We start from the raw sequence: 17707 nt of genomic DNA on the forward strand, positions 1-17707 counted from the left end.
CCGCCGCGGCGCGGACCAGAGCGCCGGGTGCGGGCGGAGCGCCCGCCCATGTCCCCACGGGCAAACGAAAGCGGGGCGGAGGAAAGTCCTCCGCCCCGCTCCCGACAAGCCGAACCTCAGTGAGCCTCACCCAGGTACGCGTCGCGCACCCGCTGGTCGGCCAGGAGCGAGTGCCCCGGGCCGTCCAAAGTGGTCCTGCCGAGGTCGATCACATAGCCGTGGTCCGACAACGCCAGCGCCGCCAGGGCGTTCTGCTCCACCAGGAGAATGGTGGTGCCGAGCGACTGCAGCTCCTTGATGGTGTCGAAGATCTTCTGCGTCATGATCGGCGAGAGACCCATCGAGGGCTCGTCGAGCATCAGCAGACGGGGCTTCGACATCATGGCGCGGCCGATGGCCAGCATCTGCTGCTCGCCACCGGAGAAGAGCCCCGCCTTGTTGTGACGGCGCTCCCCCAGCACGGGGAAGAGGTCGTACACGCGCTGCATGTCGGCCTGCACGCCGTCGTCCTTGCGGACGTAGGCGCCGAGATGCAGGTTCTCCTCCACCGTCATCCGGGGGAAGAGGCGGCGGCCCTCCGGAGAGTGCGAGATGCCCATGCCCAGGATCGCGTGTGCCGGCTCGCTGTGGATCGGCTTGCCCTGGAACAGGATCTCGCCGGCCTTCGGCCGCAGCAGACCCGAGATGGTGCGCAGGGTCGTGGTCTTGCCCGCACCGTTCGAGCCGATCAGCGACACGATCTGGCCGGCTTCGACGGTGAACGAGATGTCGCGGACGGCCTCGATGGCGCCATAGGCGACCGAGAGGTTCCGGACCTCGAGCAGCGCGGTCATGCCTGCTCCTCTCCAGCTGCAGCAGCGGCCTCGACGTCGTGCTGGACTTCCTCCGGCGGCTTGCCGAGGTAGGCCTCGACCACCCGCGGGTCCGCCCGCACGACCTCGGGGCTGCCCTCGACGAGCAGTTCGCCCTGCACGAGCACGGAAACCGAGTCGCACAGCCCGAAGATGAACTTGATGTCGTGCTCGATGACCACGACGGACACACCCGTGTCGCGGATGCGGAAGATCAGCTGCTGCGTCGCTTCCGTCTCCTGCGGGTTCATACCCGCGGTGGGCTCGTCCAGCAGCAGCACCGCCGGGTCCGTCGCCAACGCGCGCGCGATCTCCAGACGGCGCTGGTCGCCGTACGGCAGGTTGCGCGAGAGCTCGTCATCGACGCCGTTGAGGCCGACGAACGCGAGCAGCTCCCGCGACCGCTCGCGGGCCGCCTTCTCGCCGCGCTGGTAGGCCGGGCCGTGGAACAGCGAGGCCAATGGGCCCTGCTTCATCCGCACGTGGCGGCCGACCATGACGTTCTCCAGCACGGTCATGCTGGGGAACAGGCGGATGTTCTGGAACGTGCGGGCCACGCCCGCGTCCGTCACCTTCGCCGGGTCGCCGGGCAGGATGTTGCCCTTGAGCCGCACCTCACCCGTGGTCGGGGTGTACAGACCGGTCAGGCAGTTGAAGAACGTCGTCTTCCCCGCACCGTTCGGACCGATCAGACCGACGATCTTGCCTTCTTCGAGCGTCAGGGTGACGCCCTTCAACGCCTTGAGGCCACCGAAGACCATCGAGACGTCACGCGCCTCCAACACCGGAGTGCTCATGCTTTCTTCGCCTCCACATGCGCCTCTTCGGCATTCTCGTCGGCGCGTTCGACCATCTCAGCACGCCTGTGCGCATCGGGGATCAGGCCGACCGGCCGGAACCGCATGATCAGGATCAGCGCGAGGCCGAAGATCATGAGGCGGTAGTCCTCGAAGTCGCGGAGCTTCTCGGGCAGCACGAACAGCAGCGCGGCACCGAGAACGGCGCCGGGGATCGAGCCCATGCCGCCGAGGATGACCGCCGCGAGCAGCGTGACCGACTCGAGGAACTTGAACGACTCGTACGACACGGTGCCGTTCTTGTGCGCGAACACCGCGCCCGCGAGACCCGCGAGCATGGCACCGATGAGGAACGCGAGGATCTTCATCTTGCCGGTGCGGATGCCCATCGCGCGGGCGGCGTCCTCGTCCTCGCGGATCGCGATCCAGGCACGGCCGATGCGGCTGAACTTGAGGTTCGCGAACACCGCCATCGTCGCCGCGACGAGCAGCACGATCAGGACGTAGTAGAGGACACCCGCGGGGAGCTTCACCGCGCCGATCGAGATCGACTTGTTGAACTCCGCGCCGAACAGCGACAGCGCCGGAACACCGGGGATCGCGTTGGAGCCGTTGGTGAAGCCACCGATGTCGTTCTGCGCGGAGCGGGTGAAGATCTCACCGAACGCCAGCGTCACGATCGCCAGGTAGTCACCGCGGACCCGCAGCGTCGGCGAACCGACGATCGCGCCGAAGATGCCGGCCACGACGGCCGCGATCACGGCGGCGACGGGGAACGGCAGGTCGAAGCCGAAGTACGCGGTGGCGGCACCGGAGAAGTTCGCTGCCACGAGGGCACCGATGCCCATGAACGCCACGTACCCGAGGTCGAGCAGACCCGCGAGGCCGACGACGATGTTCAGGCCGATCGCGGTGGCGGCGTAGATGCCGATGTTCGCCGCGACCGTCATCCAGTACTCGTTGCCCGCCTCGGTGAACGGCAGCAGCAGCGCGCACGCCGCCAGCACGATCACGCTGAACACGCGGTGCTGCTCGGACAGTGCCGAGAGCCAGCGGACGTAGCCGACGCCGCTGAGCGCACCGAGCACACCGGCGGCGAACCCGAGGAACGACAGGAAGATCGCGCCCGCGTACGGGTTGGCGGAACCGACGCCACCGGTGGTCAGCATCGCGGCGACGGCGTAGAGCACCGCACCGAACGACAGCAGCAGCACCAGGTACGCGACCGGGGTGGAGATCTTGAACTTCCACTCGCCCACCGGCTCGATGCCGATGCCGTAGCCCGCGAGGATCGTCAGCACACCCGCGACGAGGCCGACGACGCCACCGAACGCGGTGGCACCGTCGAGGGCCGTGATGGCACCGAGGCCACCGCCCTTGACCGTGATGTACGCGGAGTTGACGAAGGAGACGAGGGTGAGGCCCCAGCCGAGCGCCCGGACGACGCGGCCCCTGGACGGAATCGGCGCGAACGCCGCGACCAGGATGAGGATGCCCAGCAGCAGGACGTGCCAGCGGAAGCCGGTGACGAGGAACGGGGCGTCGAAGAACTGCAGCGTCGACTTGTCCGGCCAGTTGCCGTCGTTGAGAACGAACGTGACCCACGGCAGCAACGCCGCGACGATGCCGAGGACGCCACCGGCGGCCGCGAACGGCTTGCCGAGAGGTGCGAGCGCGGAGCGCTTCGCAGAAGTGTCGACCGTACTCATGCGCGCACCCTTTCCGGCTCACCGAACAGACCCTGCGGGCGGAAGACGAGCACGAGGATCAGCACGACGAAGATCCACACGTAGTCGTACTGGGTGCCGCCCGGCATGTACTGACCGGCAACGGTCTTGATCAGACCGATGATGAACGCGCCGATGACCGCGCCGCGGATGCTGCCCACGCCGCCCAGGACGGCCGCCGTGAAGGCGAAGATGCCGTTCTGGAAGCCCATGTCGATGTTGATGTTGTTCAGGTAGCCGCCGAACATGACGCCCGCGACACCGGCGAGGACGGCGCCGAAGATGAACGTCAGCACGATCACGCGGTCGGGGTTGACACCCATGAGCTTCGCGGTGTCGGGGTCCTGCGCGGTCGCTCGCATCGCGCGGCCCATGCGGGAGCGGTTGATGTAGGTCTGCAGGGCGATCGCGAGACCGACCGAGAGGGCGACGAGCAGCACACCGGTCCACGGGATGTTCACCGGGCCGAGCGTGAGGTTGCCCTCGGGGAAGACCTTGGGGTACGGCAGGTTGGACTTGGCGTTCGGGTAGAAGACGCGCACAGCCTCCTGCAGGAACACGGACACGCCGAGCGCTGTGATGAGCGGCGCCAGCCGGGGTGCGTTGCGCAGCGGCCGGTAGGCGAACCGTTCCATGATCACGGCGACGAGGACCGCCACCGCGATGCCGCCGACGAACATGAGCGGCAGGGCCACGGCAGGCGACTTCTTGAGGTCGTCAGGAAGAAGCGTGAACGTGGCGAGGCCTCCGTACGAGGCCACCATGAAAACCTCGCCGTGGGCGAAGTTGATCAGCTGGATGATGCCGTACACCATCGTGTACCCGAGGGCGATCAGGGCGATCAACGCACCCTGAATGACCCCGTTGGCCAGCTGTTGGAGCAGGACTGACACGACTACCTCCGTAGACGGCGGGGGCGAGCAAAGAACGCCCGCCCCCGCCGTGGCTCAATCAGTTTTTCGGTAGTCGTCAGCCGGTGAAGGTGCCGGTCTGAACGTCCTTCCACTTGGCCGAGGTGACCTGGTAGACGGTCAGCACCTTGTTCGTGCTGTCGCCGTACTGGTCGAACTTGACCTCGCCAGTGGCACCGGAGCCGGCGTAGGCGCCGACGTTGGTCAGCATGGCGTCACGCTTCGACTCGTCCCAGGCGGAGCCGCCCTCGAGGGTCTTGGCGAGGCCACCGATGATCGCGTTCGCGGCGTCGTAGGAGAACGCACCGTAGGCGGCGTAGTCCTCCTTGCCGAACTTCGCCTTGTACGCGTCGACGAAGGCCTTGGCCGTGGCCAGGGACTCGGTCGGGGCACCGACGGAGGTGGCGAGGTCGCCTTCCTTGCCGCCGAGCTCGATGTACTTGCCGTCGAAGATGCCGTCGCCGCCCATGAGCGGAACGTTCAGGCCCGCGCTCGCCATCTGCTTCGACAGCGGGCCGGCGACCGGGTACTCACCGCCGTAGTAGACGGCTTCCGGGTTCAGAGCCTTGATCTTGGAGATGACACCGGAGAAGTCGGTGTCCTTCTCGCCGACCTTCTCGGAACCGACGATCGTGCCGCCCTTCTTGCTGACCTGCTTGGACAGCTCGGCGGCCAGGCCCTCACCGTAGGTCTTGCCGTCGGTGATGATGGCGATCTTCTTCTTGCCGGCCTTCTCGACGAGGTAGTTGGCCGCGTACGGCCCCTGCAGGTCGTCGGTGGTGCAGACGCGGAAGTAGTTGTCGAACTGCCGCTTCGGGGCCGTCAGGAAGTCATTGCCCCTGGTCAGCGACGGGTTCGTGTTGGCGGGCGACACCTGGGGGATCTTCTTGTCCCGCAGGATCGGCTGCACGGTCTGGGCGACCGACGAGTTCAGCGTGCCGACGACACCCACGACGTTCGGGTCGGTCGACAGCTTCGTGGCGGCCTGGGCACCCTTGGCGGGGTTGGCCTCGTCGTCCTGGGCGGACACGGTCAGCTTGAAGCCCGGAACCGTGCACTTCTTGTTCGCCTCGTCCACGGCGAGCTCGGCGGACTGCTTGATGCCGACGCCGAGAGCGGACAGGTTCCCGGACAACGGGGCGACAACACCGACGGTCAGAGTGCCCTTCGACGTGTCGCAGCTGCCCCCGGTGGTGCCGCCGCCCTCGGTCTTGTTCGAGCCACAAGCTGCAAGAACAAGCAGCGAGGCGCCGACGATCGCTGCGGACTTCACAGAGTGCTTACGCACGTGATGTCCCTCCTATATTCCTGCTCCCGGCTACGCGAGATCTCCGCGCGCCGCTCCATCACCCTCTCCTGAGGGATGGCCGGAACCTAGGCGATGACTGTGACCGCAGTCATCAAAGCCAATGGGCTCGTGACCATAACGCAACGCGGCGTTATGTTTTACTTAAGCAATCTCACAGCCTGTAACCTTCGTTCACTCTTTGGACGGCTGCCATAACGTGGACGTATGACTCCGCGTCGTCGGGTGATCACCGCGGCCGGCATCGTGGCGGCTCTGGTCGCCTCGGTGCTGGTGCTGCGCGCCACCGATGATGCCCTGAAGAAGCCCAGTTCAGAGGCCGTTCGCCTAACTAAGTACACGGCGGATTTCGTCGAGGTTTCGTCTCAGCCCGCGAGACCTGGCCCTCCGTCCACCGTTTGGAGCAGCGACGGACGAGTCCAATGGGCTCCCGTGGACGGCGCGGCCGGCTACGAGGTCGCCGGAAAACTCGTCACGTCGCCCGAGATCGCGGGTTCAGGAAGGCCCGAGGTGCGCGCCGTCGACGCCTTCGGCCAGCGGTCCGAGCCGGCCAGGGCCGAAGAACGCCCGAGCGACGACAGCTGGCGCCAGAAGATCAACGGCTGGATCGACGACTTCGACGACACGTTCCTGGAACGCCGCTACCACCTCAGTGGGCGGCGGGGGTGCGTGAACCCCGGCTCCGGCTCGGGCGGGCGCCTGGTGCTCGACATGCCGTGCGGCAACGACACGGCCGTGTTGCGCGCAAGGACACCGTTGCAGTTGAACGAGTCGGGCGAACTAGGCCGCGTGGCCGTGGTGACGGACGCGGCGGGACCGCACGGGAAGCTGGTGCTCGACCTGGTCCCAGGAACCCCCGATCGTCTCGGACCCATACCTCCTGCTGATGCGATCCGCGTCGTGGTCGACGACTCCACGGCCCCCGGAACGCGCGGAGCGGGCGTTCTGCATCGATTCGAAGCGGTGCTGACAGATAACGATGTGCGCGTTGTGCAAGATGGCGTGCAGATCGCGACGGTGCCGGTCGTACCGAAGTGGCGCGAGGCGAGCGTGCTGGTCAGCGTGACCCCGCCGCCCAGCTACCCCGGACGTGTGGAGATCGACGCCGTGGGCATCACCGGCTCGCGTGGCCCGGTGGACGAGGTGATCGAGACACCGCTGGTGGCGGGGACGTTGCGCGTGCTCGAACCCGAGGAGGAGGCGCCGAGCATCGGTGTAGCGCGCGCACCGTTGCGTGCGGCACCTTCAGCGCGATTGCGGGCGACGGTGCGGTTCGGCGACGGCGGCGACCCGAACGGCCTGGTCGCGGAGCTCGGGCCGGCGAAGCTGCCGTTGCGGCCGGTGGTGAGCGGCTGGTCGGCAGCGGAGGACAGCGAGTTGACGCTGGTCGCAGACGTGCCCGCCGAGCTGCTCGGAGAGGCCGGGACGCACGCGCTGACGCCGTTCGTGCTGCGGATGCCCGGCGCGTCGCAGGCCCAGGTGTTGGAGAGCTACCTGGAGGTGCCGGGCCGGTCGCCGGTGAAGCTGGAGAACGCCCCAGACGAGCCGCCGCCCGTTTTGCCCGTCATGACCGCTGAGTTCGCCGCTACGGACCCGAACGACGCATCACTGGTGATCACCCTCGACGCCTCCTCTGCGCGCTCTGTGGCGCCGATAGCGGGCTTCGAGGTGTACGTGGACAACTCTCTCGCGGCGACCGTGCCGATGCCTGGCGGCGTGGGTGGCCGGCACGAGCTGCTGGTCTCGCTGCAAGGCAGCCACAACGTCGAAGTCCGCCTGCGCCCCGAGGATCCAGGGCGGCAGACGGACTCCGTGTTGCTCGAACTCAGACGCTGATCAGCCGAAGTTCTCGATGACGGCCTCTGCGACGGCCTTCATCGTCGTGCGGCGGTCCATCGCGGTGCGCTGCACCCAGCGGAACGCCTCCGGCTCGCTCAGACCCTGCTTGGTCATGAGAACGCCCTTGGCCCGCTCCACGACCTTGCGGGTCTCCAGTCGCTCGGTGAGCCCGGCGACCTCCTGCTCCAGCGCGGCCAGTTCGCTGAACCGGCTCATCGCCAGCTCGATCGCGGGCACCAGGTCCCGCTTGGCGAACGGCTTGACCAGGTAGGCCATCGCACCCGCGTCACGGGCGCGCTCCACCAGGTCGCGCTGGCTGAACGCGGTGAGGATCACGACCGGCGCGATCCGGTTGCCCGCGATGTGCTGCGCCGCCTCGATCCCGTCGACCTTGGGCATCTTGACGTCCAGGATGACCAGGTCGGGATTGAGCTCGGTCGCGAGCTTGATGGCCTCTTCACCATCTGCGGCCTCGCCCGCCACGTCGTAGCCCTCTTCGCGCAACATCTCCACGAGGTCGAGGCGGATCAAGGCCTCGTCCTCGGCGACGAGCACGCGGGGGGCCTTGCGCGTGGCATCGGACTGGGCCTCGGCAGCCTGCTGGGTCACCGGGGTCCTCCTGACGATCGTTCCTGCGGGCGAAAGCGCAGTCTACCGGCGGCCGGGCCGCTGATCGGGCTGACCAGCCGTGACGGCAGACACGAACTCCTCAGGCCACGGGTAGGTCCGCATGCCCTCCTCGACGTCCTCGGCCGGCGCGTCGATGCGGCGCACCGTGATGTCGCGGGTGGTCCCGAAGTCCGGGTGACCGAGCTTCTGCCTGATCTCGTCCTCGGTCGGACCACCGGGTCACTCGACGAACCAGGCCCCGCCCATCGGGAGTGCTCGCAACCAGCTGGCGTCATGCCACAGGTGTACCCGGCGCAGCAGGGCGCTCCCAGTGGCCGATTCCGCGATCTTGTCGTCGTTGCCGCCGCCCTCGGTGTACTCGACGCCGCGGTGCTCGTGCATCCAGCGCACGTAGCGCATGCCGAGGTCCCACGCCTGCTCGTCGACCCCGGCCAGCACGACGCCGGCGTCACCGGTGGTCAGCTCGGCCGACCTGCGGTACTGCCGGTGCTCGAGACCGGCGACGCCCATGCCGAAGCCGCCCTCGGTGCGCGGCAGCAGTTCGAACAGCAGCGGGCCCAGAGCCCGGTCGGTCAGGTGCAGCCGCAGGGTCTCGCCCGGTTCCACCGTCCGGAACGCGTGGGCGGGCCTGACGATGCTCGCGGGCGGCATCAGCTGGAGCATGCTCGCGGCGGTGCAGCCCGCGACCAGGACCTTGGCCTCCAGCTGTTGCTGGGCCTCGGTCGTGGCATCGGGCAGCAGCGCGCCACCGTCGCGGACGGCCGGGACCGCCTGGGACAGGTTCTCGCCCGTGTAGGTGCGCCGCAGATCGGCGAGCTGGTCCGTGGTGGACAGACGTGCCATGACAGCAGTCCTCGTTTCCGCCGCCCGGCTCGGCCGACAAGGACGCATGTGTCACGCGTCTACGTGGTCAGGTCGCTTAGGCGAGCAGGAGTTGCTGAACACTGCGGCGGAGAGTGCCACTCACTGCCGGGGAGCGGCTCCAGCCTCACGTCTGCTCGGACGCCGTCCACCACGTTACCGGACCGGCGCACCCCATTTCCGCCTTAGTCGGCGCCCACGATGAGCTTGTACCTCACGTCGACCTGCTTGCCGTCCGCCAACCCGCGGATGACGAGCTCGTGCTCACCGGACGCGGGCGCGGGGATCCACGCGTAGAGACCGCAGCCGACGGCGTTGATCCGCCCGGCCGAGGTGCCGTACGGGTTGCCCGCGCGAGCCTCGAAGGTGAACGGCGTGGCGGACACCTTCGTGAGCGTCTGCGTGGAGCCGTCCAGCAGCACCTCGCCCTGTGCGCCCTTCATGAACGTCTCGCAGGAGGCGACATCGCTCGCGAGGTTCACGACCGGCGCGAGCAACGGCTTGGAGGCGGGAACCCGGCACTGGCGCTCCACCGGCGCCTCACCGAGCGACCCGGCGAGCAGCCAGACCTCGACGGGCTGGTCCCGCATGCAGAAGCGCCCCGAGGTGTCGGACACCGGGTTGCTGCCCGAGGGCTGGGAAGCCCACGTCCACCAGCGCGCCTGGAAGTCGGCCGGCGCCAGCTTGTCCGAAGTGGACGATTGAGCGGTGGGGGGTTGTGCCGCCATTTGCGCGTTTCCGCCACAACCGGCGAGCAGAAAAACCAAGAACAGCAGGGCAATCCTCACTGGTTCTCGCGTCCCTTGCGTCGTTGTTCCTCCGCGCGCTCACGGCAGCGGCGCAGGAACTCCTGATCGTCGTCAGCATCGGTGGCCGCGAACCGTCCCGGCCGGTCGTACTCGGGAAATGCGGGAGTACCTCGTTCGTACGCTCCGAATCGAGCGCGTCCGGTCCCCACCACCGGACGGCCCGCAACGAGCCACGCGATCGAACCCACCAACGGGAACAGCAGGACCAGGAGAAGCCACATCATCTTCGGCAGATTGCGAACGGAGCCCTCGTCAGTCGTGATCACGTCCACGACGGCGAAGATCGTCAGGCCCAGCATCAGCACTCCGAACAGCCCACCGAAGTACAGCATCTCCACCCCCAGGTAGTGCGGTCGCCGCACATGGTGGCACAAGGGGCCACTCCCTGAACACAGTTCACTTGTCAATCATCTCGGGACCAATTCACGAAGCCGTGAATCCACCGAAACAAAAGCCGCGGGAAGGCCGGAAATGCCGTGCGGCGGTTCGGGGGCCGTACCACGCCGAACTTCGCACGCACCACGTCCCGTTCGGCTGTCAGGCCCACCGGCTCTGTCGGCCGACCCGCGCAACCGAATCGCCCCTAGGAACGAAAAGGCGCGGTGACGCGATCGAATTCGACGCCTCTCCACACAGGGCCGAATTGCGTTTCACCGGATTCGAACGAGGTTTCGCGACCCGGAACGTTCACACCGTCCCGGTTGGACTGGAGTTCGTGAGGAGAGCTGACGCTGAGCACCAGACCTGCTGCGCACCCGTTGCTCGCGTAGTAAGGGAGCCTTAGCGTCGGGCACATGCCCAGGGGTGCCGAGAGCTTGCTGGAAGTGCTGGCCGCGCACGACGTCGAGGTGGTGTTCGGACTGCCCGGCGTGCACAACCTCGCCGTCTGGGAGGCACTGCAGAAACATCCGGGCATCCGCATGATCGGCGTGCGCCATGAACAGACGGCGGTCTACGCGGCAGACGGCTACGCACGGGCCACCGGCAAGCTCGGTGTGGCGGTCGTGACCACCGGTCCCGGCGCGGCGAACACCCTGGGCGCCACGGGCGAGGCATGGGCGTCCGGCAGCCCGGTGCTCGTGATCGCCACGGACATCCCCTCGACCCTCCGGCGGCCCGGGGTGTACCGCGGCGTCCTGCACGAGACGCGCGACCAGAAGGCCATGTTCGCGCCGGTCACCAAGGCGACGTTCGACGTGCCGTCCGCCCGGGAGCTCGGCGCGTGCGCCGACAAGGCCGTCCAGCAGGTGATGCGAAGCCCGCACGGCCCGGTGTACCTGGGCGTCCCGACGGACTTCCTGTCCGCCGACGTCCCGCACCACACCGTGACGCAGGCCGAGCCCACTCACGCGGTTGTCGACCTCACCGAAGCCCAGAAACTCATCGCCAAGTCGTCGAGGCCTCTGATCTGGGCCGGCGGCGGTGCGGCACGGTCAGGCGCGGGAGCAGCCCTCGGCGCGTTGGCCGCCAAGCTGCAGGCACCGATCGTCACGACGTACGGCGCCCGCGGGCTGACGGACAGCCCTTACGTCGTGCGAGGTCCGGTGCACGCACCGCCCGTCGGAAAGCTGTGGGACGACGCCGACCTCGTGATCGCGGTCGGCACCGACTTCGACGGCATGATGACCCAGAACTGGTTGCAGCCGAGGCCGCGCGCCCTGATCGCCATCAACATCGACAAGGCCGAGGCGAACAAGAACTACCCGGCCGACGTCACGCTCGAAGGCGACGCGGCCGTCGTCACCACCGCTCTCGCCGCGGAGGTGACCGCCAAGCAGGCCTCCGTCGACATCGATGCCGTCAACGCCGAGGTGCGCGCACTGGCCGAGGCCGACTCCCCCGAAGCGATGAAACTGTTGCGGGCACTGGAAGACACCGAAGCCACGATCGTCGCCGACATGTGCATCCCCGGTTACTGGATCGGCGGCTTCCACCACGTCACCAAACCTCGCGGCCTCGCCTACCCGGTCGGCTGGGGCACGCTCGGCTTCGGTTTCCCGGCGGCCATCGGCGCCGCAGTCGAACACCGCACGATCGCGGTCGTCGGCGACGGAGGTTTCCTCTTCGCGTGCGGCGACCTCGCGACGTTGAAACAAGAAAGCCTGCCGCTCACCATCGTGCTCGTCGACGACGGCGGCTACGGCATGCTCCGCTACGACCAGCAGATCGCGAACCACGCCATCAGCGGTGTCGACCTGACCTGCCCGGACTTCGCGAAGCTGGCCGAGAGCTTCGGCATCCCCGCCGTCACGCTCAACGGCTTCGACGACCTCAAGTCCGCGCTCACCGGCGCCGAGGGCCCCACCATGATCGTGGTCAACGCGAGCCTCAAGCCCCCGGTCACCACCTCCCCTCGCTGGTACCGCAAAACCGCCACCTGACCGGGCACGCCTGGGTACCGTCCGTCCATGGGACGTGGGCTGGGGATCGTGCTCGCCGTGCAGGCGGTGGCGCTGACCGCGTTGTCAGGCCGCTACGGCTTCCACCGCGACGAGCTCTACTTCATCGCGGCGGGCAAACGCCTGGACTGGGGCTACGTCGACCAGCCTCCGATCACCCCGCTCCTCGCCCGCCTCACGACGGAGGTGTTCGGCGAGACACCGGCCGGCCTCCGCGTGATGGCCACGCTCCTGGCCCTGGCCATCACGGTCGTGGTCGCCCTGACAGCGAGGGAACTGGGCGGCGGCTCGGTCTTCGCGGCGGCCGCCTCGGCGACGTCGACATTCGTCCTGGCCGTGAGCCACATGCTCTCCACCGCCACCGTCGACCTGCTGATCTGGGTGCTCATCGGCTACTTCGCGATCAAGCTCCTGAAGACCGCAGACGGCCGCTGGTGGCTGGCCCTCGGCGCAACGGCGGGCGTGGGCCTGGCCAACAAGTGGCTGCTGCTCCTGCTCCTGGCAGCCATGGCGATCGCACTCCTCGCCGTGGGCCCCCGCACCGTCCTGCGCACCTGGTGGCTCCTCGCCGGCCTCGCGGCGTGCGCGGTGCTCGCCGCCCCGGCCGTCGTCTGGCAGGCACTGCACGACTTCCCGTTGCTGACGGTCGCCCAGGGCATCAGCGAGGACGACGGCGCCGAGAACCGCATCATGTTCGTCCCCATGCAGATCCTGCTGCTGTCACCACTGCTGGTGCCGGTGTGGCTGATCGGCTTCCGCAACCTGTGGCGTGACAGGACCTTCCGCTCGATCGCACTCGCCTACCCGATCCTCTGCGCCCTGTGCCTGATCACCGGCGGCAAGCCCTACTACGCCGTCCCGCTGCTCCTAGTGCTGACGGCAGCAGGAGCACGCCAGGCCCAAGAATGGCTGTCACACCGCAAGACCACCGGCAGCGTCCTGGTCGCCCTGAGCGTCGTGCCGGCTGTGCTGGGCTCCTTGCCGATCCTGCCGCCCAGCGCACTGGCCCCGGTGATCGCGATCAACCCCGAACAGGGCGAGCAGGTCGGCTGGCGCGAACTGGCCCTGACCGTCCAGGAAGCGTTCTTCGCGAACGACTACCCGACCGTCATCACCCGCAACTACGGCCAGGCCGGAGCGATCGAGGCCTACACCGAGGTGCGCGTCTGGTCCGGGCACATGTCCTTCTACGACTGGGGACCTCCCCCGTCCAGCCGCAGGAAGGTGCTCCTGGTCGGGTTCGACGCACCGCCGTTCAGCGACTGCAAAGTCGTCGGCCAGCACCGCAACCCCGTGGAGAACGAGGAAGACGGCACGGAGATAAAGCTGTGCGCGACCCCAACGGAACCATGGGAAACCCTGTGGCCAAAACTCCGCCACTACTACTGAACGACACCGGCCATGAAGGCTGACAAACTCGCCCGGTGACCCGAACCTGGCCCGAGAAGCGCGCCACCGACGAAAGCGCGCTCGCCTGGGAATTCCTCGACTTCCTCCGCAAGACCGCCGTGCTGAAGGTCGACGGCCTGACCCGCAGTCAAGCCGCGGCGGCCCCGATCGCCACGTCCCCGAAGCTGACGGCCCTCGGCGTGCTCAAGCACCTGACGGCCGTCGAGCGGTACTGGCTGTGCATCGCGGGCGCGGGCCTCGAGCTGCCGTCGCTGTGGAGGGGCGACCCGGACCCGTCCTGGAACCTCGAAGACGACGACACCCCGGCGTCGCTCATCCAGGCCTACCGTGAGGAATGGGCGAACACCGAGGCGTTGAAGAAGCTGACGCCCGACACGACGGCCGCAGACGGCGAACGCACCGTGCGGTGGATCCTGGCCCACGTGGCACAGGAAACCGCGCGCCACGTGGGACATCTGGACCTCCTCCGCGAACTCGTGGACGGGCAGACCGGCGAGTAGAGATCAGTCCGGCCATGGGCGAGCCGGGCCGCATCTTCCCCTCACGGTTGGTAGAGGTGGCCGGCCACGGCGTTCCGGCACACCTCCTGCAGTGCGTTCACCGCGTCGCGCAGCAGCGGGTTGGTGTTCGCCGTGCGGTGGACGACGTGCACGTGCCTGCGCACAGGCTTGTGCCGCAACGGCATCGCGTGCGTGCCGGGCAGCTCCTTGTACCCGAGCGCGGGCACGAGTGCGACACCTACCCCGGCCGCCACGAGCGACTGCACGACCTCGTAGTCGTTGCTCCTGAAAGCGATCTTGGGAGCGAACCCCGCCGCCGCGCACAGGCGCGTGAGGCAGGTGGCACCGGAGGTGCCGTCGCGTGACGCGATCCAGCGCTCGTCCTTGAGGTCTTCGAGCCTGACGTTGTTCTTCGCGGCCTGGTGCGCGGACGGCACCATGACCAGCAGGGATTCGTCCAGCAGCGGCAGCACGGTCAGCTCTTCCGGCCACGTGCGCGGGACGAGGTCGTAGGCGTAGACCAGCGCGAGGTCGAGCTCGCCCGCCAGCACGAGCGGCAGCACGTCGTCCGGCTCCGCCTCGTCCAGGCGGATCTCGGCGCCCGGCAACTCGGCCTGCAGCTTCGCCAACGCCTTCGGGACGACCCGCGCGCTCGCCGTGGGGAAGGTGCCGATCCGCAGGCGGCCCCGCAGGCCCTGCACCATCGCCTTCACCTCGTGCTCGAACCCGTCGAACGCGGCGAGCAACTCGCCACCGCGGTCGGCGATCAGCAGAGCGGCGGCGGCCGGCCTGATCGAGTGCGCCTCACGTTCGAAGAGCGTCACGCCGACTGCCCGCTCGAACGCCGAGATCTGCTGCGACACGGCCGACGACGTGTAGCCGAGACGGCGGGCGGCCTCGGCGAAGGAACCCGTCTTCACGACCTCGACGAGCGTGCGGAGATGCACCGGGTTGAGCACCAGGCCAGCTTATGCTCGACGTCGCGAGGTTTCGTTCTGCAACCTCTGGCGCATCCACCGCCCACCTACCAGGGTGGATGCATGCCCTACATCTCCACGAACCCGTCGAACACCTCCGACGTGGTCGCCGAGATCGAGCTCGGGACCAGCCGCGACTTCGTCGACGCCGCCCAGCGGGCCAAGGCCGCACAGCGCGCGTGGGCACGCGTACCCGCGCCAGTGCGCGGCCAGGTCATCGGCAACATCGGCCGCCTGGTCGAGGCGAACTTCGAGCCCCTCTCCCAGCTCGTGACCCGCGAGATCGGCAAGCCGATCGCGGAGGCCCGCGGCGAGGTGCAGGAGATCGTCGACACCGCGAACTTCTTCCTCGGCGAGGGCAGGCGCCTCTACGGGCAGACCGTCCCCTCGGAGATGGCGGACAAGCAGCTCTTCACCTTCCGCAACCCGGTCGGTGTCGCGGCGATCATCACCGCCGGCAACTTCCCTGTCGCCGTGCCGTCCTGGTACATCATCCCGGCCCTGCTGTGCGGCAACTCGGTCGTCTGGAAGCCCGCCGAGTACTCCGCCGCATCGGCCCAGGCCTTCTACGACGTGTTCCAGGCCGCCGGCATTCCGGCCGGCGTGTTCGAGATCGTCTTCGCCGAGGGCTCGGAGACGTTCGACGGACTCGAGCAGTCGCTGCGGCAAGGTCTCGTCGACAAGGTCGGCTTCACCGGGTCCAGCGAGGTCGGTGTGCGCATCGGCGAACTGTGCGGACGCCACCTCCAGACACCGTGCCTGGAACTGGGCGGCAAGAACCCGATGGTCGTCACCGAGGACGCGGACCTCGACCTGGCCGTGCAGGGCGCGTTGTTCGCCGGCTTCGGTTCCGCGGGCCAGCGCTGCACCTCGCTCGGCACGGCGATCGTGCACGAGTCGGTGTACGACGAGTTCCTGACCCGGTTCGTCGAGGCCGCCGCCGGCGCCACCGTGGGTGACCCGACCGGCGATGTCCTCTATGGACCGCTGCTGGACGAGAAGTTCGCGCTGGCGTACGAGAAGTACCTCGGCTGGATCGGTGAGCACCACACGGTGCACGGCCCGACCGGCCGCATCTCGGCCTCCAGTCCCCGCGACGGCTTCACTGGTGAGAACGGCTTCTTCTACCACCCCGCAATCGTTTCCGGTGTTCGCGACGACGACGAACTGTTCCTGCAGGAGACGTTCGGCCCGCTCGTCGGCGTCATGGGGTACTCGGACCTGGACGAGGCGATCGAGCTCGGCAACAAGCCCGGCTACGGCCTTTCCTGCTCGATCTACACCACGGATCCGAACAAGGCCTTCCGGTTCCGCGCCGGCATCTCCGCCGGAATGGTCAGCGTCAACAACTCGACGTCCGGGGCCGAGGCGCACCTGCCGTTCGGCGGGAACGGCAAGAGCGGCAACGGCTCCCGGCAGTCGGGCGTGTGGGTGCTCGACCAGTTCACCCGCTGGCAGTCCATGAACTGGGACTACTCCGGGAAGCTGCAGAAGGCGCAGATGGACACTCTCGCGATCGAGGCGAACCTTGACTTCCGCCTCGCCTGAGCTGCCCGCTCAAGCAGAGGTCGTCGTCATCGGCGGCGGGGTGATGGGCACATCCATCGCCTTCCACCTCGCCGAGGCAGGAGTCCGGGACGTCGTGGTCGTGGAGAGGGATGACCTGGGGTCCGGCTCCACCTGCAAGGCAGCGGGTGGAGTGCGCGCCCAGTTCTCCGACGAACTGAACATCAGGCTCGGAGCTCGATCCATCGAACTGTTCCAGCGCTTTCCGCAGCGCCCCGGGCAGGAGATCGATCTGCACCAGGTCGGCTACCTGTTCCTCCTTTCCTCCCGGGAACACGTCACGGCGTTCGAGCGCAACGTCGATCTCCAGAACTCCCTCGGCGTGCGCAGTCGCATGCTGACTGTCGAGGAGGCCCGGCGGATCTCGCCGCTGATCGAAACGGACGGCCTGCTCGCGGCGACCTTCTCGCCCGACGACGGACACTGCACGCCTGAGTCCGTCGTACTGGGCTACGCCACCGCGGCCCGCCGATCCGGTGTCCGCTTCCACACCAGAACAACCGTGAGATCGATCGTAGGGACGGGGTCCGACAGTTTTCGCGTCGAAACCGACCGCGGCACGGTTTCGGCGGGAACCGTGGTCTGCGCGGCGGGTGCGTGGTCGCGGGAGATCGGCGAGATGGTGGGCGTTGACCTGCCTGTTTCTCCCTTGCGGCGGCAGATCATGTTCACCGAGCCCATGCCGGAGCTACACGATCGGGTGACTCCGTTCACCATCGACTTCGGCAGCACCTTCTACTTCCACCGCGAGGGCCGGGGGTTGTTGTTCGGCATGTCCGACCCCGACGAGACACCGGGTTTCAAGCTGGACATGTCCGACGCGTGGCTGCCTCGCCTGACCGAGGCGATCGGCAGGCGTGCGCCGAGGCTGCTGGACGTGGGCGTGCGCGACGGGTGGGCCGGGCTGTACGAGGTGACGCCGGACCACAACGCGCTGATCGGCTCGGTGGGCAGGTTCTTCTACGCCACGGGCTTTTCGGGGCACGGGTTCCTGCAGGGCCCCGCGGTCGGCGAGGTGGTTCGCGACCTCGTGCTCGGCCGCGAGCCCTTCGTCGACGTGTCCAGTTTGGACGCCTCCAGGTTCGCCGCCGACCGGGCACGGCCGGAACTCAACTGCGTGTGAG

The 17707-nt window shown here is 68.0% G+C and carries 17 protein-coding genes; 6 read left to right on the forward strand and 11 right to left on the reverse strand.

Features of this window, described 5'->3' with window-relative positions; all coding sequences use genetic code 11:
* Positions 1-116 precede the first annotated feature (116 nt).
* The 5 genes from DFR72_RS20475 to DFR72_RS20495 all read right to left on the reverse strand — a co-directional run bounded on the left by DFR72_RS20475 (position 117) and on the right by DFR72_RS20495 (position 5574).
* Positions 117-833 carry an ABC transporter ATP-binding protein gene (locus DFR72_RS20475; protein WP_090067719.1) on the reverse strand — a complete coding sequence of 239 codons (717 nt, stop codon included), beginning with the start codon at positions 831-833 and terminating at the stop codon, positions 117-119.
* Positions 830-1648 (reverse strand): ABC transporter ATP-binding protein, encoded by an 819-nt coding sequence (locus DFR72_RS20480; protein WP_090067717.1) that lies wholly within the window; start codon positions 1646-1648, stop codon positions 830-832. The genes DFR72_RS20475 and DFR72_RS20480 overlap by 4 nt, the downstream gene beginning before the upstream one ends.
* Entirely contained in the window at positions 1645-3357 is a 1713-nt protein-coding gene (locus DFR72_RS20485; protein ID WP_090067716.1) for a branched-chain amino acid ABC transporter permease, read from the reverse strand. Before DFR72_RS20485 ends, DFR72_RS20480 begins: the two co-directional genes overlap by 4 nt.
* Positions 3354-4268: a branched-chain amino acid ABC transporter permease gene (locus DFR72_RS20490; protein ID WP_090067714.1), complete on the reverse strand. Its 915-nt coding sequence runs from the start codon at positions 4266-4268 to the stop codon at positions 3354-3356. Before DFR72_RS20490 ends, DFR72_RS20485 begins: the two co-directional genes overlap by 4 nt.
* 76 nt (positions 4269-4344) lie before the next feature.
* Positions 4345-5574, reverse strand: a complete 1230-nt coding sequence (locus tag DFR72_RS20495) for a branched-chain amino acid ABC transporter substrate-binding protein (protein WP_090067712.1) — start codon at positions 5572-5574, stop codon at positions 4345-4347.
* Positions 5575-5799: 225 nt separating this feature from the next.
* Here DFR72_RS20495 and DFR72_RS20500 point away from each other — a divergent pair, with 225 nt between their 5' ends.
* A complete protein-coding gene (locus DFR72_RS20500; protein WP_143086809.1) occupies positions 5800-7428 on the forward strand; it encodes a hypothetical protein in 1629 nt (542 codons plus the stop codon).
* Here DFR72_RS20500 and DFR72_RS20505 read toward each other — a convergent pair whose 3' ends face one another.
* The 5 genes from DFR72_RS20505 to DFR72_RS20520 form a co-directional block, all read right to left on the reverse strand.
* A complete protein-coding gene (locus DFR72_RS20505; protein ID WP_090067708.1) occupies positions 7429-8040 on the reverse strand; it encodes an ANTAR domain-containing response regulator in 612 nt (203 codons plus the stop codon).
* Positions 8041-8082: 42 nt separating this feature from the next.
* Positions 8083-8205, reverse strand: coding sequence for a hypothetical protein (locus DFR72_RS47530; RefSeq protein WP_256239435.1), 123 nt, complete (start codon positions 8203-8205; stop codon positions 8083-8085).
* A 75-nt stretch (positions 8206-8280) separates the two neighbouring features.
* Positions 8281-8904: a hypothetical protein gene (locus tag DFR72_RS20510; RefSeq protein ID WP_090067706.1), complete on the reverse strand. Its 624-nt coding sequence runs from the start codon at positions 8902-8904 to the stop codon at positions 8281-8283.
* A gap of 203 nt (positions 8905-9107) precedes the next feature.
* Positions 9108-9650: a signal protein gene (locus DFR72_RS20515; RefSeq protein ID WP_143086808.1), complete on the reverse strand. Its 543-nt coding sequence runs from the start codon at positions 9648-9650 to the stop codon at positions 9108-9110.
* A gap of 56 nt (positions 9651-9706) precedes the next feature.
* The gene (locus DFR72_RS20520; protein ID WP_090068013.1) at positions 9707-10063 is read right to left on the reverse strand and encodes a PLDc N-terminal domain-containing protein; all 357 of its coding nucleotides are present in this window, start codon (positions 10061-10063) and stop codon (positions 9707-9709) included.
* Positions 10064-10525: 462 nt separating this feature from the next.
* On the opposite strand from DFR72_RS20520, the gene DFR72_RS20525 reads away from it, so the two are divergent.
* The 3 genes from DFR72_RS20525 to DFR72_RS20535 are packed head-to-tail and all read left to right on the forward strand — an operon-like array spanning position 10526 to position 14040.
* Complete coding sequence (locus tag DFR72_RS20525; protein WP_090067702.1) at positions 10526-12112, forward strand: thiamine pyrophosphate-binding protein; 1587 nt, start codon at positions 10526-10528, stop codon at positions 12110-12112.
* Positions 12113-12139: 27 nt separating this feature from the next.
* Complete coding sequence (locus DFR72_RS20530; RefSeq protein WP_090067700.1) at positions 12140-13519, forward strand: ArnT family glycosyltransferase; 1380 nt, start codon at positions 12140-12142, stop codon at positions 13517-13519.
* Positions 13520-13554: 35 nt separating this feature from the next.
* On the forward strand, positions 13555-14040 hold the full coding sequence (locus DFR72_RS20535) for a DinB family protein (RefSeq protein WP_090067698.1): 486 nt from the start codon (positions 13555-13557) through the stop codon (positions 14038-14040).
* A gap of 41 nt (positions 14041-14081) precedes the next feature.
* On the opposite strand, the gene DFR72_RS20540 is transcribed toward DFR72_RS20535, so the two are convergent.
* On the reverse strand, positions 14082-14999 hold the full coding sequence (locus DFR72_RS20540; RefSeq protein ID WP_090067696.1) for a LysR family transcriptional regulator: 918 nt from the start codon (positions 14997-14999) through the stop codon (positions 14082-14084).
* A gap of 81 nt (positions 15000-15080) precedes the next feature.
* On the opposite strand from DFR72_RS20540, the gene DFR72_RS20545 reads away from it, so the two are divergent.
* Complete coding sequence (locus DFR72_RS20545; RefSeq protein WP_090067694.1) at positions 15081-16565, forward strand: aldehyde dehydrogenase family protein; 1485 nt, start codon at positions 15081-15083, stop codon at positions 16563-16565.
* Between the two features lie 43 nt (positions 16566-16608).
* Entirely contained in the window at positions 16609-17706 is a 1098-nt protein-coding gene (locus DFR72_RS20550) for an NAD(P)/FAD-dependent oxidoreductase (protein WP_211335480.1), read from the forward strand.
* Position 17707: the final 1 nt, after the last annotated feature.

The organism is Lentzea flaviverrucosa, assembly GCF_003350445.1.
Lineage (GTDB): Bacteria > Actinomycetota > Actinomycetes > Mycobacteriales > Pseudonocardiaceae > Lentzea > Lentzea californiensis.

Excerpts from the sequence above, each read along its gene's own strand:
- DFR72_RS20545 (WP_090067694.1), top strand. The coding sequence starts at position 15,081 with ATGCCCTACATCTCCACGAACCCGTCGAACACCTCCGACGTGGTCGCC.
- DFR72_RS20480 (WP_090067717.1), bottom strand. The coding sequence starts at position 1,648 with ATGAGCACTCCGGTGTTGGAGGCGCGTGACGTCTCGATGGTCTTCGGT.
- DFR72_RS20515 (WP_143086808.1), bottom strand. The coding sequence starts at position 9,650 with ATGGCGGCACAACCCCCCACCGCTCAATCGTCCACTTCGGACAAGCTG.
- DFR72_RS20475 (WP_090067719.1), bottom strand. The coding sequence starts at position 833 with ATGACCGCGCTGCTCGAGGTCCGGAACCTCTCGGTCGCCTATGGCGCC.
- DFR72_RS20530 (WP_090067700.1), top strand. The coding sequence starts at position 12,140 with ATGGGACGTGGGCTGGGGATCGTGCTCGCCGTGCAGGCGGTGGCGCTG.
- DFR72_RS20525 (WP_090067702.1), top strand. The coding sequence starts at position 10,526 with ATGCCCAGGGGTGCCGAGAGCTTGCTGGAAGTGCTGGCCGCGCACGAC.
- DFR72_RS20520 (WP_090068013.1), bottom strand. The coding sequence starts at position 10,063 with ATGCTGTACTTCGGTGGGCTGTTCGGAGTGCTGATGCTGGGCCTGACG.
- DFR72_RS20510 (WP_090067706.1), bottom strand. The coding sequence starts at position 8,904 with ATGGCACGTCTGTCCACCACGGACCAGCTCGCCGATCTGCGGCGCACC.
- DFR72_RS20485 (WP_090067716.1), bottom strand. The coding sequence starts at position 3,357 with ATGAGTACGGTCGACACTTCTGCGAAGCGCTCCGCGCTCGCACCTCTC.
- DFR72_RS20500 (WP_143086809.1), top strand. The coding sequence starts at position 5,800 with ATGACTCCGCGTCGTCGGGTGATCACCGCGGCCGGCATCGTGGCGGCT.
- DFR72_RS20550 (WP_211335480.1), top strand. The coding sequence starts at position 16,609 with ATGGGCACATCCATCGCCTTCCACCTCGCCGAGGCAGGAGTCCGGGAC.